At 48.4% G+C, this 23,534-nt stretch carries 24 protein-coding genes; 2 read left to right on the forward strand and 22 right to left on the reverse strand.

All coding sequences use genetic code 11. The features are described from left to right. On the forward strand, positions 1-138 hold the full coding sequence (locus LX24_RS03560) for a DUF169 domain-containing protein (RefSeq protein ID WP_166510770.1): 138 nt from the start codon (positions 1-3) through the stop codon (positions 136-138). A gap of 241 nt (positions 139-379) precedes the next feature. Here the strand turns inward: LX24_RS03560 and LX24_RS03565 are convergent, their stop codons facing one another. The 15 genes from LX24_RS03565 to LX24_RS03630 all read right to left on the reverse strand — a co-directional run bounded on the left by LX24_RS03565 (position 380) and on the right by LX24_RS03630 (position 16,672). Then, a complete protein-coding gene (locus LX24_RS03565; RefSeq protein ID WP_243131607.1) occupies positions 380-1,576 on the reverse strand; it encodes an MFS transporter in 1,197 nt (398 codons plus the stop codon). Positions 1,577-1,862: 286 nt separating this feature from the next. Beyond that, a complete protein-coding gene (locus LX24_RS03570) occupies positions 1,863-2,486 on the reverse strand; it encodes an NAD(P)/FAD-dependent oxidoreductase (RefSeq protein ID WP_166510771.1) in 624 nt (207 codons plus the stop codon). A gap of 101 nt (positions 2,487-2,587) precedes the next feature. Then, positions 2,588-3,400, reverse strand: a complete 813-nt coding sequence (locus tag LX24_RS03575) for a sensor histidine kinase (protein ID WP_166510772.1) — start codon at positions 3,398-3,400, stop codon at positions 2,588-2,590. Positions 3,401-3,674: 274 nt separating this feature from the next. Further along, positions 3,675-5,396, reverse strand: coding sequence for an NADH-dependent [FeFe] hydrogenase, group A6 (locus tag LX24_RS03580; protein WP_166510773.1), 1,722 nt, complete (start codon positions 5,394-5,396; stop codon positions 3,675-3,677). Positions 5,397-5,414: 18 nt separating this feature from the next. Then, a complete protein-coding gene (gene nuoF, locus LX24_RS03585; RefSeq protein WP_166510774.1) occupies positions 5,415-7,211 on the reverse strand; it encodes an NADH-quinone oxidoreductase subunit NuoF in 1,797 nt (598 codons plus the stop codon). Positions 7,212-7,269: 58 nt separating this feature from the next. Then, the gene (locus tag LX24_RS03590; protein WP_166510775.1) at positions 7,270-7,629 is read right to left on the reverse strand and encodes a (2Fe-2S) ferredoxin domain-containing protein; all 360 of its coding nucleotides are present in this window, start codon (positions 7,627-7,629) and stop codon (positions 7,270-7,272) included. Further along, on the reverse strand, positions 7,604-8,176 hold the full coding sequence (locus LX24_RS03595; protein WP_166510776.1) for an ATP-binding protein: 573 nt from the start codon (positions 8,174-8,176) through the stop codon (positions 7,604-7,606). The genes LX24_RS03590 and LX24_RS03595 overlap by 26 nt, the downstream gene beginning before the upstream one ends. 6 nt (positions 8,177-8,182) lie before the next feature. Further along, positions 8,183-8,686 (reverse strand): NADH-quinone oxidoreductase subunit NuoE, encoded by a 504-nt coding sequence (nuoE, locus tag LX24_RS03600; protein WP_166510777.1) that lies wholly within the window; start codon positions 8,684-8,686, stop codon positions 8,183-8,185. 257 nt (positions 8,687-8,943) lie between these two features. Then, a complete protein-coding gene (locus LX24_RS03605; RefSeq protein ID WP_166510778.1) occupies positions 8,944-9,288 on the reverse strand; it encodes a DRTGG domain-containing protein in 345 nt (114 codons plus the stop codon). 427 nt (positions 9,289-9,715) lie between these two features. Continuing rightward, the gene (locus LX24_RS03610; protein WP_207706520.1) at positions 9,716-10,189 is read right to left on the reverse strand and encodes an ImmA/IrrE family metallo-endopeptidase; all 474 of its coding nucleotides are present in this window, start codon (positions 10,187-10,189) and stop codon (positions 9,716-9,718) included. 4 nt (positions 10,190-10,193) lie between these two features. Next, positions 10,194-10,853 (reverse strand): HigA family addiction module antitoxin, encoded by a 660-nt coding sequence (locus LX24_RS03615; protein ID WP_166510780.1) that lies wholly within the window; start codon positions 10,851-10,853, stop codon positions 10,194-10,196. Further along, positions 10,834-11,091 (reverse strand): hypothetical protein, encoded by a 258-nt coding sequence (locus LX24_RS14790; RefSeq protein ID WP_207706521.1) that lies wholly within the window; start codon positions 11,089-11,091, stop codon positions 10,834-10,836. The genes LX24_RS03615 and LX24_RS14790 overlap by 20 nt, the downstream gene beginning before the upstream one ends. Positions 11,092-11,145: 54 nt before the next feature. Next, positions 11,146-14,514: a Swt1 family HEPN domain-containing protein gene (locus tag LX24_RS03620; RefSeq protein ID WP_166510781.1), complete on the reverse strand. Its 3,369-nt coding sequence runs from the start codon at positions 14,512-14,514 to the stop codon at positions 11,146-11,148. A 32-nt stretch (positions 14,515-14,546) separates the two neighbouring features. Continuing rightward, positions 14,547-15,650 (reverse strand): DUF1156 domain-containing protein, encoded by a 1,104-nt coding sequence (locus tag LX24_RS03625; RefSeq protein WP_166510782.1) that lies wholly within the window; start codon positions 15,648-15,650, stop codon positions 14,547-14,549. A 29-nt stretch (positions 15,651-15,679) separates the two neighbouring features. After that, complete coding sequence (locus LX24_RS03630; RefSeq protein WP_166510783.1) at positions 15,680-16,672, reverse strand: DEAD/DEAH box helicase; 993 nt, start codon at positions 16,670-16,672, stop codon at positions 15,680-15,682. Between the two features lie 641 nt (positions 16,673-17,313). Here LX24_RS03630 and LX24_RS03635 point away from each other — a divergent pair. Further along, entirely contained in the window at positions 17,314-18,450 is a 1,137-nt protein-coding gene (locus LX24_RS03635; protein ID WP_166510784.1) for a hypothetical protein, read from the forward strand. A 422-nt stretch (positions 18,451-18,872) separates the two neighbouring features. Here the strand turns inward: LX24_RS03635 and LX24_RS03640 are convergent, their stop codons facing one another. The 7 genes from LX24_RS03640 to LX24_RS03670 all read right to left on the reverse strand — a co-directional run bounded on the left by LX24_RS03640 (position 18,873) and on the right by LX24_RS03670 (position 23,515). Continuing rightward, positions 18,873-19,772 carry a copper amine oxidase N-terminal domain-containing protein gene (locus tag LX24_RS03640; protein ID WP_166510785.1) on the reverse strand — a complete coding sequence of 300 codons (900 nt, stop codon included), beginning with the start codon at positions 19,770-19,772 and terminating at the stop codon, positions 18,873-18,875. A gap of 12 nt (positions 19,773-19,784) precedes the next feature. Beyond that, positions 19,785-20,351: a hypothetical protein gene (locus tag LX24_RS03645; protein ID WP_166510786.1), complete on the reverse strand. Its 567-nt coding sequence runs from the start codon at positions 20,349-20,351 to the stop codon at positions 19,785-19,787. A gap of 24 nt (positions 20,352-20,375) precedes the next feature. Then, positions 20,376-20,951 carry a hypothetical protein gene (locus LX24_RS03650; protein ID WP_166510787.1) on the reverse strand — a complete coding sequence of 192 codons (576 nt, stop codon included), beginning with the start codon at positions 20,949-20,951 and terminating at the stop codon, positions 20,376-20,378. 83 nt (positions 20,952-21,034) lie between these two features. Further along, positions 21,035-21,469, reverse strand: coding sequence for a hypothetical protein (locus LX24_RS03655; protein WP_166510788.1), 435 nt, complete (start codon positions 21,467-21,469; stop codon positions 21,035-21,037). 389 nt (positions 21,470-21,858) lie between these two features. Continuing rightward, positions 21,859-22,245, reverse strand: coding sequence for a PIN domain-containing protein (locus LX24_RS03660; RefSeq protein ID WP_166510789.1), 387 nt, complete (start codon positions 22,243-22,245; stop codon positions 21,859-21,861). Continuing rightward, complete coding sequence (locus tag LX24_RS03665; RefSeq protein ID WP_166510790.1) at positions 22,232-22,480, reverse strand: hypothetical protein; 249 nt, start codon at positions 22,478-22,480, stop codon at positions 22,232-22,234. The genes LX24_RS03660 and LX24_RS03665 overlap by 14 nt, the downstream gene beginning before the upstream one ends. 189 nt (positions 22,481-22,669) lie before the next feature. Further along, positions 22,670-23,515 (reverse strand): TylF/MycF/NovP-related O-methyltransferase, encoded by an 846-nt coding sequence (locus LX24_RS03670; protein ID WP_166510791.1) that lies wholly within the window; start codon positions 23,513-23,515, stop codon positions 22,670-22,672. Between the last annotated feature and the right edge of the window lie 19 nt (positions 23,516-23,534).

A 23,534-nucleotide genomic window follows, 5' to 3' on the forward strand; every position in this document is an offset into this window, starting at 1 on the left:
ATGATGGATCCATCCGCCCGCCCGTTTATCGACTCTGGTCAGGTCACCTTCACTGTACCATACAAGCGGTTTCTGGAGATGGAGGCCAATATTCCGGGTAGCTTTTTGACCAGGAGTAATGCGGGAACCGGTGAATAAATAATACTCAAAGCCCACGATAAACCAAACTTAAATACATGAAAACAAGCTAATGTAACCCGTTAATCTATTAACAAATTACCCATCAAAGCAATAAACACAACCGGAGGAAAAAAGAATAGTAAAAAATACGTGGGGGAAATTATATTATATAACTTAATCTGTTTCAATTATTATCTCAATCCTTCATGGGTACCTGTCCCAACCGGGTAAATCCACACCCAAAGGGCGCCGCGACCTTTTACACCCTGTTATTGGAGCAGGTCGCCCGCTCTTTTTTTGCTTTATCCTTAAGTACCAGATAGGATATCAGCGCCAGCACCCCCGGTATAGCTGACAGCTGGTACATAACAGCATAGCTGGTGGCCTGGGCAACTGCCCCCCACATTACCGCCCCCAGCCCGATGCCTAAATCGAAGGCGGAAAAGAAGGTGCTATTGGCTGCGCCACGCCGTGCGGGAATTACATCCTTCACGGCCAAAGCCTGCAGGCTGGGCATCATGCCGCCAAATCCAACCCCGTAAAGAACGCCCGCCAGCAGAAACATCCATAATTGCTGGGCCTGGGACAAAACCAACATCGCGGCAATAATCAGTACCATCCCGGGCAGTACCGCCACATCAAAGCCCCTGCGGTCGGCTAAAATACCGGAAAGTGGCCGGGTAACCGTAAGGGCCAGTGCGTAAACGGTAAAAAAGATACCGATATTGGTAATACCCTGCTGGCCCGCATATATAGCTATGAATGAAACCACCGCCCCATAGGTGGTGGCAACCAACAGTAACGACACAGAGGGTCTAATGGCCTTTGGTTCAATCAAAGCCTTGACTCCCCGCCCGCTCTGGCCTTTATTTTCCACCCGGGGATACCGGATAAGCACCGCCAGTACCAGGGCTATAAAAGACAAAATGGTAGATATATAAAACAGGGTGGGAAAACCCGCGCGGTTGAGGATATAAAGCCCGATCACCGGTGCTATGGCCATGGATATTGTGCTGGTGAGGCCAAAATACCCCATGCCCTCACCCAATCTTTTACGTGGGATTAAATCGGTGGCCACCGTTCCCGCTGCGGTGCTAATGATACCCCAGCCAAAGCCATGTAGAAACCTGAAGGCCAGTAAGGCGATTATGCTAAAGGCCCAGTTATACGCCAGAACCGATAACATGAAAACGGCCAGGCCCAGCAGTAAAGGACCCCGCCGGCCGCTGGAATCTAATACCTGGCCTACAAAGGGGCGCACCAGTAAGGCTGAAACTGTAAAAACTCCTATAATCATGCCCATTGCCGTCTCCTGGCCGCCCAAATGTTTAGCATAAACGGGCAGAGTGGGTAAAAGCATCTGGAAGGATACAAAGATAAACAAGTTAACCAAAAAGATGATTACAAAGTCCCTTGTCCATAAAGCGTTGGTTGAATGTTCCTCAATGGCGTGCAAATAAATATTCCCCTTTCATTATGAAAACTTGCAATCACAAAATTATATGGCAAATGAATATAAAAATCAATCTGTTCACACCACTAATGTATGATAACCTTCTGTCCCAGTTGGAGATATATTGAATTGAGGGCCTCCATTCTACCGAATGGAGGCCCTGTGTTCCTTAAGCCGTTATTCTATGTCTTATGTAGTCTATTTAGACAGTTTTTGCGGCGTAGCAAAAACAGCGTCTGTTTCCTGGCAAACACATACCTCTTATGCTTCATTAATGCTTAGGTTAATTTTACCTTTTAAATTTCTCAATACCTATTCTATTTATTACAGAAGCTAATCTTTCCTTGGGTTTAGCATTATCCTTATATATCGCGATAATGTGCTTGGTATAATTGATTAGCTCATCCGGAGCTACATCCTTATCCAACAATTCGCCTAAAATTTGATTGCCGCCTTTACCGCCAATATATAATTTATATCCGTTCTTTGTTCCTATAAAACCTATATCATTACATCTAGCCTCCATACAATTTCGGGGACAACCACTGATGGCTATCTTAACTGCATTCGGCATCTCCCGGCCAGAAAACTCTTTATCTACATTTAGACCGTCATTTAATGCATTTTGCAATGCAAACTCACATAAATTGCCGGGACACGTTTTTACATTGCGTACAGTTGGTCCCACAGGGGCTATACCCAAACCGACAGAAGCCAGTTCTTGCTTAACTTGCTCCACTTTATCTTCCGCCGTTAAAATTACGATATGCTCACCAGTTGTGAATTTGGCCAGACCGGCACCTTCATTTACCAATTGTGCAATTTTAAGTAATTGTTCTCCATTAACTAGCCCGGCAGGTGTGGCAGGTATAACGGCAACTGCACCATTTGTTTGTTTTACAATGCCTTCCATTTATTATATCCTCCTTAATTATGTAGTATTAGTTACGAAAGATAGGATATAATAAAAAATTACTTCTGCCTATGACGTACGTCACATTTAATTTTTTTATATCAACATTTGGCTCCTTCCTTAACTTTCTCTAACGTTGCAGCGATTTCCCTTTGCTGGGCATTAATTTCCTCATTTTGGGCTGTTAGTTCCTCCTGCTGTGCTGTAAGTTGCAGGTTTTGTTCTTTTAAACTTTCTCTTTCAAAGTTTATTGTCTGAACCATGTCATTATATGCAGCAGCTAAAATCCCTACTTCATTTTTTTTAAAGTCACCGTTAACGATATTGTAATTACCGCCGGTGTTATTTTTAATAGCTTCGATAATTTTATTTATGGGCCGTATATAATTTTGCCAGTAAGCATAACTCAAATATAAAGACAGGGATGCCGCCAGAAAAGGTATTATTAAAAGGAATGACCTGATATTGTTGGTAGTATCCATTAAATGATGCATTGAGTTCAGGGAGGAATCATGCAATTTATTTTCTAAGTTACCCAGAGCTAACTGCAACTTGTTGTGGTCAATATGACCCGGTCCCCCCGGCAGCAAGTCGTTTTGTGAGGTATAATCTCCTGCTATTACTTTTTCTGCAATTTCTTCATTTTTTTCAATTTCATTACCAACCAACTGCACCACCTCACTCACCTCAGGTGCTAAATGGGGGTGTGTGCGGGACAGATCTTCCAGTTTAATAATTCCATTTTGGATATTAGATATATAATCGTGCGCCTGGGTTAGATATAACTGATTACCGCTGATAATAAAGTCCTTAATTGCATTTTCATTGATATAATTGATTAACTCACCCGGAGCTACATCCTTATCCAGCAATTCGCCTAAAATAGTCAAGTCTTTGATTGAACCAAAGGCCATTAGGCCCTCTGTGTCGTTACTGTTGGTTGCCACCACCTATGGGGCGGTGGTTTCATTCATAGCTATATATGCGGGCCAGCAGGGTATAACCAATATAGGTATACATATTATTACGGTATACAAAGAAAATGCCTACCCCAAGGAAAGATTAGCTTCTGTAATAAATAAGGTAGGTATTGAGAAATTTAAAAGATAAAATCAACCCTTACATCCCAAAAGGTCCCCATTCTTTTGAATGGAGACCTTTTTGGTAATGGTATCTACATATGAATGTTTAATATTTGCTGCGGGCGGTGTAGCTGGTGTGCAACAGTGCATGGGATTTATGGCCCAGGGGTTCGCCCAAGAATTCCTTGTACAGAGCTTGTACCGCCGGGTTGTCGTGGGATTTACGCATGGGCATGGCCAGGTCTGCCCGGTATATGCCCGCCGATCTTTTCTCCCTGATTTCTTTGTTGGTGGGGATGGGCTGGCCGCCGCCGCCAATGCAGCCGCCGGGGCAACACATAATCTCGATAAAGTGGTATTGCTCGCCGGCAACCACCCTGTCCAGTATTTCCCTGGCGTTGCCCAGGCCATGAGCCACGGCTACTTTCAGGGTAGTGCCTTTGAGGTCCACTGCGGCTTCCTTGACTCCCTCAAGGCCCCTTACTTCATGTAAATCCAGGGAGGGCAGGGCCTCGCCGGTAACCAGCTCGTAAGCGGTGCGCAGAGCGGCTTCCATTACGCCGCCGGTGGAACCGAAGATTACCCCGGCGCCGGTGGAAATGCCCAGCGGGTCGTCATAATTTTCCTCCGGCAGTACGCTAAAGTCAATGCCGGCCTCTTTTAGCATTTTACCCAGTTCCCGGGTAGTGAGGGCCACGTCCACATCCTGGTAACCGCTGTCCTGCATTTCTTCCCGGCCTGCTTCAAATTTTTTGGCGGTACAGGGCATAATAGAGACCACGAAAATATTGGCCGGGTCAATACCCGCTTTTTCAGCATAATATGTTTTGGCCAGAGCCCCGAACATCTGCTGGGGTGATTTGCAGGTGGACAGGTGGGGCAGCATATCCGGGTAAAAATGTTCAATGAATTTAATCCAGCCCGGGCTGCAGGAGGTGATTAAGGGCAGGGTGCCACCCTGGTTCAGGCGTTTAATTAATTCGCTGCCTTCCTCCATAATGGTCAAATCTGCGGTGAAATCGGTGTCGAATACTTTATCAAAGCCCAGCCTGCGCAGTGCCGCCACCAGTTGCCCGGTGACCACGCTGCCGGGCTCCAGGCCGAACATTTCGCCTATGCTCACCCGCACGGCGGGGGCAGTTTGCACCACTACGTGTTTATTGGGATCTGCCAGGGCGGCCCACACTTGGGCGGTCTGGTCCTTCTCATGGATGGCCGCAGTGGGACAGACCAGGGCGCACTGGCCACAGTTGACACAGGCCGCGCTGCCCAGGGGATCCAAGAAGGCCGGGGCAACGATGGTATTGAAACCCCGCTCCTGGGGTGCAATGGCGTTGACCTGCTGCACTTTTTCGCACACGCTGACACAGCGCCGGCAGAGGATGCACTTGCGCGGGTCCCGCACCAGGGAAGGACTGGACAGGTCGGGCTCGTAGGGGGATACTTCCCCGGCAAAGCGCAGCTCGGTGATGCCCAGTTCCGCAGCCAGTTGCTGCAATTCGCAGTTGGTGCTGCGGGGGCAGGACAGGCACTCCTGGGGGTGATTGGACATGATCAGCTCCAGGTTGAGCTTGCGGGCGTGACGCACTGCCGGGGTATTGGTGCGCACCACCATGCCCTCGGCAACCGGGGTGACGCAGGAGGCCTGGAGCGTACGCGCGCCCTGCACCTCCACCAGGCAGATGCGGCAGGCACCCACTTCGTTGATTTCTTCCAGGTAGCACAGGGTGGGTATTTTAATACCCGCTTGTTTGGCGGCCTCCAGCACCGAAGTGCCGGCCTGGGCCTGAACCTGGACTCCGTCTATGGTTAAATTTACAGCTGCCATGAGTTATTCCTCCATTTATTAATTAACAGTTGTAATGGCATTGAATTTACATTTTTCAAAGCAAGTGCCGCACTTAATACACTTGTCGGGATCAATGACATGGGGCTGTTTCTTTTCCCCGGTGATGGCTTCGGTGGGGCATAGCTTGCTGCACAGGCCACAGCCTTTACATGCTTCGGGGTTGATATAGTAAGCCAGCATACTGCGGCAGGCCCCGGCGGGACACTTCTTATCCCGAATGTGGGATTCGTACTCACTGCGGAAATAACGCAGTGTGCTTAAAACCGGGTTGGGCGCGGTCTGGCCCAGCCCGCACAGGGCGGAGCTTTTAATGACCTGGCTGAGCTCTTCCAACAGCTCGATGTCGCCTTCCCGGCCCCGGCCTGTTGTAATACGTTCCAGAATTTCCAGCATGCGCTTGGTGCCGATGCGACAGGGGGCACACTTACCGCAGGATTCCTCCTGCACAAACTCCAGGAAAAACTTGGCCAGGTCCACCATACACGTATCCTCGTCCACGATGATCATGCCGCCGGACCCCATGATGGTGCCCAGCTTGGACAGGGATTCATAGTCCACCGGTGTGTCCAGGTACTCGGCGGGGATACAGCCCCCCGACGGGCCGCCGGTTTGTACAGCCTTGAACTTTTTACCCCCGGGAATGCCGCCCCCGATATCAAATATAATTTCTCGCAGGGTAGTGCCCATGGGCACTTCCACCAGGCCGGTATTGTTCACTTTGCCCGCCAGGGCGAACACTTTGGTACCCTTGCTTTTTTCGGTGCCGATGGAGGCAAACCACTGGGCGCCCTTTAAAATGATGGGGGGCACGTTGGCCCAGGTTTCCACGTTATTGATCACAGTGGGCTTGCCCCATAGCCCAGCCTGGGCGGGGAAGGGGGGTTTTGGCCGCGGTTCGCCGCGCTGCCCCTCGATGGAGGCCAGCAGGGCGGTTTCTTCGCCGCATACGAAGGCGCCGGCGCCCACCCGGATTTCAACGTCAAAATCAAAGCCGGTACCAAAAATATTGGTTCCCAAAAGGCCATATTCACGGGCTTTGGCAATGGCAGTTTCCAACCTTTCCACCGCCAGCGGGTATTCCGCCCGCACGTATATGTAGCCTTTGGCCGCTCCGATGGCGTAACCGCAAATGGCCATGGCCTCCAGCACGGAATGGGGATCGCCTTCCAGGATGCTGCGGTCCATAAAGGCCCCGGGATCGCCCTCGTCGGCGTTACACACCACGTATTTGGGACTACCGGTGGCCCGGGCGGTAAATTCCCACTTTAGACCGGTGGGGAATCCAGCCCCGCCGCGGCCCCGCAAGCCCGACTCTTTGATGGTGTCCACCACCTGCTGCGGAGTCATTTGGGACAGCGCTTGACCAAGGGCGCGGTAACCATCCCTGGCAATATATTCTTCCACGGATTCCGGGTTGATCACACCGGTGTTGCGCAGAGCAATACGAGTCTGGCGCTTGAAAAAGTCCAGCTGGTCAAAGCTGGTTACCTTTTCGGTTTGGCCCACCGGCTGGTGCAGCAGCCGCTGGACCACTTTACCTTTAAGCAGGTGTTCGCTGACAATTTCGGCGGCGTCTTCGGGTTTAAGCTTGCGGTAAAATACACCGTCCGGGAAAATCATCACCACCGGGCCCAGGTCGCAGGGGCCCATGCAGCCTGTTTCCACCACTTTGACTTCCTTACCCAGCCCGTGTTTATCTATATGTTCCATTAGCGCGGTTTGCACTGATTTGCAGGCTGAAGATATGCAGCCCGCCCCGGCGCAAACCAGCACGTGGGACCGATACATTTCCATCACTTTTTCCTCCTATTGTCCGTGGCTTGTTATATTAGATTTTTAGTGTTTGTTTACCTTATTTTTCCGGGTTGGTCCAGTCCTTGATTACCTGACCCTGCACCAGATGTTTGCGCACGATTTCCCGGGCTTTCTCCCGGTCCACATTGATGTAGGTAGTTTTTTCCCCGCCCCGGGCTACTTCCAGCAGCGGTTCGTGCTGGCAGAGGCCCACACAGCTGGTCTGGGTCAGAGCTACGTTGTTCAGCCCTTGCTCCTTTAATTCCTCCAACATGGCCTGCACTATTTCCCGCGCGCCGGCGGCAATGCCGCAGGTGCCCATGCTCACAGTAACTCTCACTTCGTGGTCATTATCCCGCACTTGCATGTCCTGCTGAAGCTTTTGCCGTAATTTATCCAGCTCGTCCAAACTCTTCATTGGTTTCCCTCCTCAAATCGATAATTTTTAAGTTCAGGTAATTTTTTAACCACACCAGCACTTCCGGCGTGTGCAGGGGAATGCCTCGCAACAGGGTTTTTAGCTGGCGGGTTTCAAAAATAAAGGTTTGCCTGTTGTACCGGTGCCGGTAAACCAGGTTTAATTGCCGGTGGCCTGTAATGAGAGTGATCAGAGTTCCGGTGATGTCACCCAGGGGAGCACGGTCCAGGTGGTCATGGGGAAAGGTCGCCGTAACTGACGTGCCGCCCGGGGGCAGCGCTTTAATCTTCAAATTACCGCCACACCGGTCCACCGCCTCCTGCAGTAGGGGAACGCCCAGACCTACGCGCTTAAAACTCTTGGTGGTATAAAAAGGGTCCAGTATTTTGGTTATATCCTCCGCGGTGATGCCTCGACCGTTGTCCAGCACTTCAAATTGGAGCAAATTATGCTTGATGTCTTCCCACACACTGATGGTCAGTTCCGTCGCCCCGGCTTCCAGGGAATTAAAGGCAATGTCCAAAATGTGCTGTGACAATTCTTCCATGGGCGGTCACTCCTTTTTATATTTGGCCAGAATACCGTCCAGCTTCTCGTTATTCACCCTGCCGTACACTTCATCGTCCACTGTAACCACCGGCCCCAGGCCACAGGCACCCAGGCAGCGGACCACATCCACGGAAAAACGGCCATCTGCAGTGGTGTCACCGGGTTTGACTTGCAAATCTTCCTCCAGTTTATCCAGCAGCTCATTGGCCCCCCGCACGTAGCACGCCGTACCCGCGCAAACGTGAATCTTGTGTTTTCCTTTGGGTTTAGTGGTAAACAGCGAGTAAAAGGATACCACCCCGTAAACCTTGGTTAAAGGCACGTTCAGCCCCTCGGCCACCCGCACCTGTACCTCCCGGGGCAGGTAGCCCACTTCGTTTTGGGCTTTATGCAGTACCTGAATCAAGCTGCCCGGCTGGCCACGGTAGGGTTCCATTATTTTATCCACCTGGGCCATGTGCTCCGGGGTTAACTGGGCTTGGGCATGGCATGTGCAGCCGTTTGACATTATGACAACCTCCTTGTGCAATTAAGATTTTTAGGATGCTATAAATATTTTTGCTTGCCACTAAATCCAGCGTAAGGCGAGGGCCAGCCAGCCGCCCGGTTTGTGTTTGGAACCGGTGGGCACGTTTTACACTGCTTTAGCAGCAAAGTTTTAATACCGCTTTTAAGCCGGCGAGGATATGTAATCTGTTAATAAGTTGAACAACTGGTCAAGTTGTGTCTTCCTGGGACAATTGGTATCGTTTAACTATTTTTGCATTAAAAATAATCAGATAATATTGCATAAATTTTTCCTGCCGCCTGAAAATTATCCAGGGGTGTGGTAAACAAAGGGATGCATTCCCGCTCCGCGGTTTCCAAGGTATCCGGGTCCGGTGTGCGGCCACCGGTAATGATGATACCGCTGAGCTTAACCAGGGCGGCCACCGCCACAATGTTACGGTGGCGATGGATGGTGATCCAAAGATCGCCGGGGTTGGCGTGGGCTAGCACGTCACTTAACAGGTCTCCGCAATAGGCGCTCCGGATGGGACGCTTGAGGGCACGGGGCTTAGTCCGTAGCGTCAGCTGCAACCGGTCCATTATCTCTGCCCACAGGTTCATGGTTTCGCGCCCTCCTTGCCGCTGTCATAAATAATTTTTATTAAAATAACCACCCGTTGATAAGTAAATATTATAAATATTGATAAAAATTTGTTATAATTATCTTAATAAATATCCAATTGAAAATCAATAATTTTCATACATGTGAAAAAAAATAATTTAATTCCGGCGGCAGGCGTCAAATAAACCCCACCTTTCGCGATAGGTGGGTTTATTTGTCTTTTACAATTGTTTAAGCAAGAAAGCATGGAGCGGGGAATAGAAGTAGGTGAGAAAAAAATAATCCTTACGAAGACTATAATAAAGTTTTTGGTGAAGAAATTTGGTTTTGTACCGAAGGATTTTAAGCAAGGAATAGCAAAACTAGATGTACGGTAGGCTTTGCGACAGCCCCGAAAAGCAAATTAGCTTTAGGGCTTGAGTTTAATTAATTTACAACTATTTCAAAAGATGGTATTAAGTCGTTATAATGTTGATATCCTATTAATCCATTGTGTTGTAACCTTCCTAAAAGTATAAATGGGGCTATACCAATCCCAAGGGAATAATTTATTATCTGCCTTTTATCCCTATAATTGTATTTATCAATAAAAACTCTATACTGCTCTTCCGAAATTAAATAATTACTAGCTAAATCGTCGGCCTCATTTTCATAACTAATGTGGATCCTATTGTCCGAGTGATTAATTAAATGTGCCAGTTCGTGGAAGAAGGTAAACCAAAATACATCTGCCCGTTTTCCTTTCACACTTAACGCAAGTATCGCCTTGTTCTTTCTCCATATTGTTGCCCCGCATATATAAGTTCTTGGGAGATAAGGAACTAAAACCAAGGCAACACCACATTCGGCACATAGTCTTTTCATTTCTGGATAAAATTCAGCCGGGTTCTTCAATGTCAATTTTCTAAAAGTCGGCACATAGTCTTTTCATTTCTGGATAAAATTCAGCCGGGTTCTTCAATGTCAATTTTCTAAAAGTAGGAATAAGATTTTCTAGCTTTCTTTTATTGTATTTATCCACTTCCACCTTTAGCCCTTCCAATTCTGCCTTTCTAAGCCAAGCCAATATCCCATAGTCAGATGTTTCCCTTACCTGTTTGTGTATTCTAAAAGCCACGTCATATGAGTTTTTTATGGAAGAAAGCTCGGCAACACCAAAAAAACTTCTGCAATTAAGAACTCTCTCTATCCTATTCCTAGTTGCCTTTACCCATTTAAATTCACTCATTTCTTTGTATGGTATCTTCTTTAAAATTTCCAAATCTAACTCTAATTTTATTTCCTCTTGCTCTTCTAATCTAGCTTTATTTAATTGATAATTAGTCTCCAAATTCATCCAAAATTGGGCACTAGGTCCTATAACCCTTTCTAATTTCAAAGCTGTTTCATAGGTAATGGGAGCATTACCATTAATAATGTTGCTTAGATGTTTTGGTGTTATATCTAACCTGGCAGCTAATTCCCTTTGACTCATTCCTAAAAAGATCATATTTTCTTTGATTGTCTCCCCTGGAGGAATTGCAACGCTTGGCATAAATTGAGCATTATCTTTTTTGTTTACCATGGTAATCCGTCACCTCCTCAATCCTTATAATATCAATACTTTCCAAGTCATAAATGTCAACACCATCCCGCAAAATCGGTTTAAAGACAAGCCTAAAAGGGTGTACTAAATCCACCGCATATTCATCTGGGAAGTTGGCAGCTTTTTCCACCCGATATGATATTATGTAGTGCATGATTTGACAGGCGTAAAGCCTCTCCCGCCTATAGAGGCGGGAGCCCTCTGATGGGTATTTCACTTCATTCCTCTATAATTCTCTCAATCTGTAAACCATTCAAACTGCACCCACCCTTCACTCTTCTTCAAATCCATGCACCCTAAACTTCAGCGTGCGACAATTTTCCGTCACGGTTCTCACCACATCATCAGGTGCCCCGTCGGGAATGGTGGCCGCAATATCCAGGGTTATTTCCACACTGGCGCCCATGAGCGAGGTTAAATGGGCGATTACTTCCTGGGCAATGGTGCCGGCGTCCCGTCCCACCCTGGTACTATCCAGGGTCACGCTGCCGTAAAAGCGCTTGGGCCTGGCAGGGGATTCCTGACCGGTATCCTTCCCTTCATTCAATTCGCCATCCGGCTCGCCACCAATTCCCGGGCGTTTCGATTCTTCTACACCATCTTTACCATCATCCGGTCTTATAGTATAGCCGGGGCCACCCCGGGCTTTTTCCGCGGCCTGCTCCCGCTGCCTTTTTTCCTCCTCAATTTGTTTCAAAGCCACTTCGGGTTTTACCAGCAAACTGATACTATCCAGGTATAACTGCCCGGTGGGCAACACCTGGCCTATCTTCAAGCCCTGGTATCTTCCATCACCAGTTATGTTGGCGGCATAAGCAAAATATTCCAGGCCGCAGATACCCTCGTTGATGGCCTGCATCAACACAGTTTCATCCTTCAGCCGGGGCAAATAACAATACGTGGTCAAATAACCCCATAAATTCTTGATGTTAATGTGGGGGGTTTCTTTCCACAACCACCGGTCCAGCTCCATTCTCAGCAGCGCCGGAGACCATTTGGTAATCAGGTGCTGGGTACTGAGCAGCTTTTTGTTGGCCCGCAGCACCATGTTTTCACCGCCGCCGGTTATGCGTGAAGTTTCCCATTCAATGGGACCGGTTCCCTCCTGGACGGGTACCAGTAAATAAGCGTAGGCTTCCTGGATTATGGCATCCACTGTTTCACTGGTTCTCTTGACGTTGGATACCACCTGCCTGGTTTGAAAGGCATCCAGGTTTAATTCTTCCTTTTCTTTATCAATGGACTTCCAGGCCAGGTATTGCCTGGCTGCCCGTTCCAGTTCCGGCACCCTGTTTTTATCGGTGGCCACAAACACCAGGGTATTGCGGTACTGGCGGGGGCCTGAGCCCCTGCTCTCCAAAATTTCCCTGGCCGCCCGCAGGGCCGGTGAATTATCATTGCCGGAGGAATGATAATGTTTATGGTCCAGGACCACCAGCCGGGTATATTGCTCATCCGCAACATCGGCGCTACTGCCCGGCGCCATGTGCACGCCGGCAAAATCACCTTTGTCCTTGATTTTCAACAGCCGCTTTTTAATCTCCTCATCAGCGTAATCAACCAGCTGTTCCGCCCGGTCCGCCGCCAGGCGATTGACACTGGGCCGGGTGTCAAACCAGAACCGGGTGTTGTCGCTGTACAGGTAAGTTAACTGGTCCACCAGGCGGCGCAACGCATCCCCAAAGGTGGCTGTTGCTTCACCGGGCTGTACACAGCCCAGTTTTAACCGCACCTCCTCCAGCCCCCTGACCCGCTGGGCGGCCACGGATGGAGCACTGCCGATAAAAACCGTGCGGGCTACCCGGCGGCAGGCGGAGTAACGGCCCATGTTGGGGTTTTCCCTGTCCAGGGCAAGGGGTCTTGATACGGGGCCATCAATATCGGCATCGATGACAGCGGGCCATCCATCAGGTAAATACCTGGTCATTTCATGCCGCACCGGCGGGCTGTCCAGGGGTATTGTGCCGGGCATGATCAAAAGGGATTTATCCTCCCGCTCCCACAACTGGTGGATGGCGGCAGCCATCAACCGCAGCACTCCCCGGGTACGCTGGAACCGCTCCAAAGTGGACCAGTCCTGGTATAACCGGTCGAACAACTCCGGGTGCACGGGATAGGCAATGACCATCCGGCGCTGGTAATCACTTTCACTGCATTCCCGGGGGAATTCCTTTTGCTGCTCCCGGTACATTTTTATGAAGGTGTTAATGACCGCATCCCTGGCGGCATAATCAATGTTAGAGGTAAATAACCGGCGCCGTACTATTTCAAAACTTTCCTCCATTGCTGCGGGCTTCCACACCGATTCCAGGCGGCCAAAGGTGTTCTGCAATCTTTCCAGGGCCGCCTGGCCACCTTCACCGCCAATTTCTATGTCTGAGGCCGGTATGCTGGTAACCACCATGGACTGCCGGGAACGCTTGGCCCCTTCGGTAAGGGCCTGGGCAAAGGTCATGTTGGCATCAAAACTACCGGCGCATAAACCACTGACACCATAAATATTACGGGCAAAGGCCACCCATTCGTCAATCAATACCAGGGCAGGGCCATATGTATCCAGTAACTGCTTAATAACCCCGGAACCGGGCGAAACCCCCTGCCTGTCCTCCCTGGCCACGATGGCATAGGCTTTCGGCCCGCCAAGCTGATAAGCTATCTCCCCCCACAATGTATTAACCAGTGTACCGTCGGGTTTTTGCCGCGGCTGGGCCACGGAAAAGTCAGTGCCCACTATAACCGCCCGGTTGCATATGGGCACCTGGCTTAAACCAAGTTTGGTCAATATGGGTTCCAGGCCGGGGATTTGCCCGGGGGCGATCTGTCCCCCCACCAGGTGGTAAAGGGCCAGCATGGAGTGGGTTTTACCGCCGCCAAAGGAGGTCTGTAACTGGACCACCGGATCCCCGCCCATTCCCGACAGGCGCTCAATGGCCATTTTCAATAAATGGGACAAACCCTCGGTCAAATAAGTGCGCTTAAAGAATTCAGCCGGATCCTGGTATTCCATTTCAGCTTCGTTGTGTAACACCTGGGCCAAATCAGCGGCAAATTCAGCCTGCTGGTACCGGCCAGAGGCCACATCGGGATGGGGGGTGATTACTTCACGCCAGGGCTTCAAACCGGGTATGGTGCCGGTTTGGATAACTTCCCGGGCACTCTTTTTTTTCGCTTTTTTGGCCTCGTCATCAAACCTTTGCCTCAATAAATCACGGCTGAGCTTTTTACTCAACAAAGCATATTCCGAGGATACCGCTTCCAGCAGCCGGGTAATAGTGTCCAGAGCCCGGTATGCGTCATCGACGGTAAAGGGCTGCTGGTGCGCCCAGCGGTTGCGCACTTCTCTCAATTCACTGACATAACTGCGCCCGGTATGCCCCAGCTTAACCTGGAAAACCTCGTTCCAGTTGTTCCACATCAACACCAGCAGCGCCTGAACATCCAGTTTGGCGTATGCTTCATCGGCATCCTGACCTTCTCTTTTACTTTCCAACCCCACCGTACCGGTCAGTGATGTTTCGGAAACAATCTGCCACCACCGCCGGCCCCATTTTGCTTTAAGCTCCCTGGCTATGTAAGGACCAAGGCCCCTTCTCAATACTTCCAAACCTTTGCCGACCCGCTCAAGGTTGCTGTAAGACATAGAAAATCACCACTTTTATTTATAAAAGTAAACTAAAATAATTGCCCCTGCCGGGGAGCGCCGGGTATTTGCGCGGCCAGTTCCAACAAACCGGGCCAGGCCACCACCAGGGCGTTATAGGCCAAAGCTTCCCCGGACCAGCCGTTGCGCTCGCAAATGTTAAAGAGCCGGTAGGCCAGTTCCCGCACCGGTTCCGCCAAAACACCCAGTTCTTTGAGTAAACGGGCCGCCGCCTCTTCACCGGAACGCTCCAGCGTGATGATCATGTGCTGCACCGCTTCCCAAACCGTCAGGCGATTGTCCCGGGCGGGGTCCCAGTCGACGGGGTACTCCCGGCGGTCCAAAAGCCTTACCTTGCCGCCCCGGGCACTTAATATACCGGCCGCCACCAAACCTTCCACGCTGGTATTTTTGGCCTTGGAAAGGGTTTCTGCGTCCCCGAAGGAACCTTCCCGCATGCCGTATTGTTCAAACCAGGCCAGCGCCCAGCGGGTGTCGGCATCATACTCCCCCTCCTGCTCGGCCAGGTATTCATCCAGCACCTGGTTAATCAGGGCCAGGGCGGTGCGCACCCCCATGGGGGAGCCGTCGGCCTCCAGCACTTTACTGTAGGAGGAAAATATTGCCATACCCGGCCCGATGGCGGCCTGGGCCAAATCCACCGGGGCAATGCTGCTCCTTTGCAAGCTTTTTAAGGCCCTGGGTAATTGCCTCTGCAGGGCCGAAAGCAATTCCCGCCGGGTGGCCACCGGGGCCCCGGCCGGGCGCGGGCGGCAGACCAGCACGATGGACGAGGCCAGGGCGTTGGTACCCGAAGCCACCGGGCGATTGGAGAGTTCGGTGCGCATGGGCCAGGTGCCGGTAATTTGAAAACCCGCCTCCACCAAACCGTTGAGCATGGTCTCCCAACCCGTGGATACCACGCTTTGGTTGCCGCCACCCCCGGTCGAGGCACGTTCTGTTTCGGCCTGTTTGAAGGCATAATATACCGTCACCGGGTACGCCGGGTTGGCCTTTTCGCGCATTTGCCGGAATGTTTTCTGCAAACCCTGCTCAAAGTGTTCCCTGGCCTTATCCCTGCTGCCCCCGAAACGATAAGGCGTGGCCACCAGTTCTTCATATTTCGGGGTCAGCATGGTGCGGAACAACCCGGGGTAAATATCCTTTAATACCGGCCTGAGCCAGACATAAAAGAAATCCGCCAGGTCGGCATAGCCGATGTTGTCGTAATAGGGCGGGTCATTAAATCGGATGTATCCACCACATGGACACCGTCGCGGAATTTGCCCTCAAACCGGTCCCCGTCCAGAAGAGCCATAAACAACTGGAAATCTTCCTCTTTACCGTTGTGGGGAGTGGCCGTCAGCAATAAAAAGTGACGGGTCAAGGTGGACAGCAGCTTACCCAACCGGTAGCGCTTGGTGGCTTTAACCTCGCCCCCGAAAAAGGAGGCGCTCATTTTATGCGCTTCGTCCACAATAATCAAGTCCCAGCCGGTTTGTCGCAATTTTTCCTGCACATCGTCATTCCGGCTCAGGTAATCCAGGCGGCACAAAACCAGGTTTTTCTCTTGAAAGGGGTTCCCGCCGGGGCTTTCCTGGAATGTTTGTCTGGAGATAATGGCAAAGGACAGGTGAAACCGGCGGGCCAGTTCATCCTGCCATTGTTCCACCAGCCCGCCGGGGGCGCAAATAAGGCAGCGTTTCAAGTCTCCCCGGATAACCAGTTCCCGGATTAACAGGCCGGCCATGATGGTTTTGCCCGCCCCGGGGTCGTCCGCCAGCAAAAAACGCAGGGGCTGCCGGGATAACATGGTATCGTAAACAGCGGTGATTTGGTGCGGCAGCGGCTCCACCTCGGAGGTATGGATAGCCAGCAGGGAATCGAAAAGGTGGGCCAGTCTTATGCGGTGGGCCTCGGAAGCCAGCCGGAACCTGGCCCCGTCCGCGTTCAATTGCCAGGTTTGCCCGGGAGAGACCAGTTCAAGCCCCGGTTCCCTGTCCCGGTACAGCAGTTCCTGGCCGGTCCGGCCGCGGTGATCTTTATATGTAATTTCCACCGCCGCGGTGCCGTACCAGCGGGCATCAATTATGGTAACGACGGTACCGGGTAAAATGCCCTTGACCAGTGTACCACGGGTCAAGTCCTCCAAACGCATAACGGCCTTAAACCTCCCTGCGCGGTTTTATGTATTATAAAGGTGATTTTTGTTAAACTATGTATCCCTTTGTACACTTATTACTTCGGATAAATATTAGAAAATCCTGCAAAATACTGACATTATTCAATATATGCATGCCAAGACAGCCGATTGTATTTTTAATTAAACACAAAATCCCTGCCAGGTTTTGAACACTGGCAGGGATTTTTGCTTTACCGGCAAACCAGTACAAGCACTAAACAAAGTTGCCCAATGGGCGCGGAATAATTCTTATCTCTATATTTTATCGCGGGCTTTTACGTTTAGGTTTTGACAATTACGGCGCTGCCATGCAAATCGCAAAGGGGAACAACAAAAATATTATTCTCCCTGCAATAACGGTCCACCGCCTTGCCTGCACCATAAAACTGTGCATTTTAAACCTTAAATCTTAACTGGCCGGGCAAAACCCTCACCCCGTTTGGGCCTTACCACCGGGCCAATATTTAGATTAAATTATATCACAACGGAGTTTTTTCAAAAGCATTGGTGCCGCTTTACAGTGCTATAATTTAATCAAGTTTAACAAAAACTATTTTACATTACCAATTTTGATGAATAATTCGCCTCTACAGGCGGTTTGATTAAGGAGTTGTCACATGCAGGTCTTCGAGTTACCCCGGATGGCGGAAAAACTCCCCGCCCGGGAAAAAAAGTTGTGGCAGAGGATTTATACCGTAGATGTTCTGGAAGGCAAACTCGAACTGGTTTCAGAGATGCGCAGCTGGGTGGAGAAAAAGTTCGGCAGCACATCCGAAGTGGAAAACCAGAAAATTGTCCGGGTGACCAATTTGGTCACCGGGGAAGGGGCGTTGTTCAACAACCTCCGGAGCAAACGCCCCGTGACTCGTTTTTCCGAACAAGAACTGGATGCGTTGGTTGAAGAACACCGGCGGGGTTGCCCCTTTTGCATACCGGAGGAGCGCACCCCGGGGGACAGTTTCGGGCGCATACGGGGGAAATATTGTATCACAGCAGCCAATCTGACTAAATATGACGGTTACCATAGTTTAATCATCCCCCGGGAACACCACCCGCTGAGGTTCAATGAAGACATGGTGGAGGATTATTTCCGGGTGGCGGCCCGGTGGTTCCGGGAGGTGCAGGCCTGTGCAGCGTCGAAAGGCGGTCATGACACGACGTTTTACCCCTTTTTGATGTGGAACTGCCTGTGGCCCGCCGGTTCTTCCGTGGTCCACGGGCATCTCCAGTTGACCGTAACCCCCCAACGTCATTATTCCAAGGTGGAACAGCTGCGGCAGTGCAGTCTCGAGTACGCCCGCCACTATGGCAATAATTACTTTCATGATTTATATAACCTGTATAAAGCACTGGAACTGGGTTGGGCCGAAGGGGAAACCGGGCTAATGTCCATACTTACCCCCGTAAAGGAGAAAGAAGTTTGGATATTACTGCCCCCGGGCCGGGCAACATTGGATAAACTGGGGCTGGTTGGCCGGGCGGTATGCCGGGTGTTGAACCGGCTCCAACAGCAGGCCGGCCTGCAAAGTTTCAACGTGGCTGTTTACCTTCCACCACTGGCGGGGGAAGCGGTAACCGCCGGCTGGCAAGGTTTCCCCGTAATGGCCCGCCTGGTGGACCGGGGTAATGTGTTCAACCGCACCGCGGATTTCGGCGCCATGGAGTTGTTTGCCACCGGCGTGATCAGCTCCGACCCCTTTGCCGTGGCCGGGTTCATTCGATCTCGCCAACATGTTCACCGGAAAAATCTATGAGCTTGTCACGGGCTTATGGTTACCAGTTTCAATAATACTGGCAACAGGCAAAATTAAGGTTTCCCCACAGCCTATAATACTTAGAAATTCTTCTTCTATTTCCATGTATATGTCGCAAAAATCGGGTAACCTTAGTAAACAGCAAAGTATAGAGGTATCGACAAAGTGAACCTGTCTCAATGCCCCAGTCTCCCTTCCGCCCACCGCATCAGGTCTTCTTTCTTTTTCACGGCGGGAGACTGCAAATTAACGAACCCCTGCATAACTATCACAACCACGCCTGTGGAAAACTCCAATGCATAAATTTGTAAAATCATTTGTAAGCGTCAATAAACCCCACCTATCGAGAAAGGTGGGGTTTATTGACGCTTACGTAATTTCAAAGGGTCTTTGCGCTAATTCCCAATAAAATATCAAATACCTTATAAAACTATATGAACAGACTGGGTGGAGGAAAACCACATTACATGAGCTCCCAGAGATTCAGATATATAGCGAATAGGAACCAGAACTCTATTATTGGTTAAGACTGGTGGAGAGTCGATTCCTGGAATGGTTTTTCCAATTACCATATTTAAAGACTGATCTTTAATTTTTATATTTACTGTTTTATTACTGCTTATCCACTCTACTTCCGTGCCTAACCCCTCCGCAACAACCCTCAAGGGGACCATTGTTCTATTATTAATAATTGCAGGGGCCACATCAATATGTTTTACTACTTCATTCACTTTAATTATTTTTTCCCCGATTTTTAAGTTAACTTGCTTTAATTCTTGAGACTTTAGAACACCGTACATGCTGAATTTATCGGTGTAAAAAGTAAATTTTTTAGTATCTGGATTATAGACCCCGCCTAACTTAATCGCTACAATTAAATCGTTTTCATTTTTTTCATACCTAATACCAGTTAGCTTACTAATGTCCTCCTCTGCTATCTTCGCATCTGAAAGGTCAATTGTCACTGCCACAGGATCACCAAATTGATTACTTATTTCGCCCGTAGACGCTTGACTATTATTTAAGACAACTTCCATTGATAATTCAAATATTCTTCCGCCAACATCAAAAAAATTATTTCCTTGACCTATTTCAGCTTGAGCTAGAATTTTGGCTCGTTCCTCGGCTGGTATTTCCTTAATTCCTATTTCAATCCCAACTATATTTTCCTTTAGCTCATCTTTTATTTCTTGGTTGATCAATGACTGGGGCGAAAACTCAAGCGATATTCCTTCTTTTTGAATCGTCAAAGATTTGCTTTCCTTTGCTAAAACCTCCAAAATTCCCGAACTGATCTGCGCCTTTTCGTCTGTATTAGACAAAATGAGCACTGCTTAGCCTGTTTTTGCGAAAACATTATTTATTTGCGCATCTGCTTCTGTCTTGACATAATCAGACAGCATTGATGGAACCAGCGTTTGCGAAGCCGGGGGTAACTTGCTTTCACCTCCATTGCCCCCACCACCTGAGCTACCTCCATCGCCAGTCGATGGGGCGGGCTTAATTGCAACTTCGGCGGAAAGGCTTAACTGCTTAACCTCACCGTTTCCCCAATACTCCACCTGGCCGGCCTTAACATTATCAAATCTTTGCCCCCTAACAGTGCCGCTTACATAGAATTCAACAATTTTACCGCTCAGGTCATTGCCAACTACCGGCAGCTTTGTTTTTAACCCCGGCCCCCCGAACCACCCGCGTTCAGTTATTAAAATGGTAGCCACAACATCATTATCCACCTTGGCAATCACTTCTGTGCCAACCGGTGCGGGCTCTCCATTAATATATACTTCTCCATAGCACAATGCGGGCAAAACAGGGGGGGTACCTTGAGCCTGTGCATTAATAACAAGGCCGGTTACTAATAGCAAAGCCAGGGCAACAACGCCCAATAATTTCCTCATCTGCAATGATCCTTTCTTTTAAATTTATTGGTGCAAAGTAGGTGAGGGACTAGAACCACCGCTCCCTCTCCCACCGCCGGGAATTGGTACGATTTCCCCAGGATCTATCACAGTAGAGTATTCACGGTCTTCTCCACAAAGGTATATCCAGTATCCATCCAAGCGATACATAAAATTATTTTTCTGCCAGTCAGTTAAATCCAATGGTGACTCGTACCAATTATAACTATAGCCTCTTTGTTTATTGCTGTTAAATACATTGGGCGCAAAAATGCTGGTTACACCACTTCCATTATGGTATCTCAAGTTACTTAAAATGTTTTTCAGGTTACCATCGGTACCAGTTCCTATCAGGTTCCACCCTTTAATTATATCCTTGGATGCAAAAGTGTCTTGGGGGTCATAATCTTCCTTCCAATCAAATCCAATTAGCGTTGGTTTTGATGTTTTGATAAAAACGGCACTGGCCGGATTATGCATTTCAGATCTAATATCTTCTTCCTTATATAGCCAACCAGCATCTCCATTAATTACAGCGTGCGAAAGCCAGGCCTCTATATCTTCCTCCTGCAAATACACATTTTTTACGAGCTTAGGCACTGAAATTAAGTTCCACCCTTTACCCAACATGATGGAAAAGTCGTACCGGTCTTTAGTGGTGAAAGAAAAACTGTATCCGTTTTCTATGGCGTAACCTTCAGTGTTACTTTTGAATTATCGACCCCTGCAGTCCAATTATCAGCTTTCCCTCTAAGAGTTATACTGCTGGAATCAGATTTAATAAAGATAGAATCCATTCCGGTCATAGGTTCGAATTCCGCCACTTGCACAAATTTATCGGCTCCGATGTCTTCTCTGTCTGGCTTGTCGGTGAATTCAACACCTGAGGGCAATGTTAACTTAATCTGAATTGCATCGACATTATCCGCGTATGCTTTGGCCTGCACCGTTGTAGTTCCTGCATTTTGTGCTTCACCAGATTTAATATAACTGTAGCTACTGCTAAACTTTGCATAGTCATTGTCAGCTGAAAAACCTGCTCCCGGCATAGCCACTGTGAACAGAAAAATCAGCCCCATCGCCAGCGAAATAATTCTTTTTACCCTTGAACCGCTCAAAACATTTCCCCTCCCCTTGATTAGTACAGGTATTGAAAAAAAACAACGTAGAACATGATTCCTGTCATGTCTACGTTGTTATTTACAGTCTTCGATATTTTCTTGGAAAATCCTTCATGGGGTGGGAAATTTTTTGGATTTCTATATTAGCAGGCTTTTACGTTTCAGCTTTTGACAATTACAGCGCTGCCATTCAAATCGCAAAGGAGAACAACAAAAATATTATTCTCCCTGCAATAACGGTCCACCGCCCTGCCTGCACCATAAAACTGTAAAAACCCCGAAAACCCGCGTGAGACAAGGGCTTGGAAGGGCTTTTTAACTTTTCATTGTAGTTCTAGTAGATATGATTGGTAACATTATCCATATGGTTAGGAAATATAAGCTTATTACTCATAAAGATTTTCCGTAGATTCCAACAATCTATTCAGCTTTTTATCAAAAGTATATACCTGATATTTTCCCAACTTGTGGTAGGCATATAATAATGTATCTACAAAATCCAATTTCCTCTCGGCGTAAACCTTTAACGCCTCCTCAATCATTCCAAAGTCGCTAACTTCTAAATTACAATATTCAAAAAGCTCTAATAATACGCTGGTTATTTTCCTCCTTTCCACTTTATAAAGCTTTTCCAACACATAAACAATCTCTGCTATAACTTCATTCGGAAGAAAGACCATATCATTCTCAAGTATTTCGGCGGCCTTCTCTGATAAATCATCCGAATCGTTTAATAAATACCTTAAAACAATATTGGCATCAACTATTTTCATGTTTATCCACTGCCGCTTTTGCCCATGCACCATCTTCCAAAGCCTGCAGTCCCTTGTTTTTGTACTGCTCTAATAAGCCTCTGGCTCTTTTCGGTGTCTGGTCTATGCCAGCTTCCCCATGCTCATTTTCATAGGGTAAAATTAGTATCTCAACTTTTTTATTCCTTAGGCTTTCGGGTATATCTATTATGCTTGCTAATATATTGCTATTCGCAACTTTCCTGACAAAGTTCAATGGGATTCACTCCTTTCATTAAATGAAAAAGAATAATAATTTTTTTAGTTATACTACAATATATTATACCATTTGACAGTTTACTGTAGCACATAAGCCCATTATCCAAAAGGGAAATTTTAATAAACAAAGTAGTCCAATGAACCAGAATAGTTCTTATCCTTATATTTTATCGCGGGCTTTTACGTTTTAAGTTTTGACAATTACGGCGCTGCCATGCAAATCGCAAAGGGGAACAACAAAAATATTATTCTCCCTGCAATAACGGTCCACCGCCTTACCTGCACCGGAAAACTGTGCACTATTATAATCATGAATAATAATGTACCCGCCCTTGGTCACCCGGGGGTGAAAGTATTTCAAGCCCTCATACGTGGGCTGGTACAAATCTGCATCCAGGCTTACCAGTGCAAATTCTTCCACCAGGCCTTCCGCAGTATTTGGAAAGTACCCTTTCTTTATGATGGCCTGTTCCGGAAAAGGCAGCATGCTGCAAACCATTTCCACGCTGGTATCGCTGAACTTTCCTGTTTTAGCACGGGAATATTCATTTTCACTTTCAATTTTTATATCCCGCTCGTCAAAGCCTTCAAAGGTATCAAACAAATATATTTTTCTGTCAGGGAATATCCTGTTCATTTCTGCCGCGAACTTACCCTGAAATACTCCCAGTTCCGCCAGGGCTCCTTCAATATTACGATTTTTGATCTCTTTCGCTATAAGCCTTAAAACTGCAAGCCTGATATCAAACTGTTCCCGAAATTCGGTAATGCTGGTGATCCGGCAGTTGATTGCAAGATTTATTAACTGCTCCCTTACCTGGAGACAGGCTTCTTTATTAAGAATCGCTATGTACACACAATCAGGTTGTATCTCCTTGAGCCTCTCTACGTTAACAACAGGTATGCCCTCAACCATAGTTCCATGCAATTTCTTGTTATTATCACAGAATGCTACAACTTGCACATCAGAACCCAGGAGATGGCGCAACATTTTGCCTCCCTGGCCTGCACCCCAAATTACTGTCTTGTTCATGTCCTAAATCTCCTTCTGT

Origin of the sequence: Desulfallas thermosapovorans DSM 6562, from assembly GCF_008124625.1 — a bacterium.
In the GTDB taxonomy this organism is placed as follows: Bacteria; Bacillota; Desulfotomaculia; order Desulfotomaculales; family Desulfallaceae; genus Sporotomaculum; species Sporotomaculum thermosapovorans.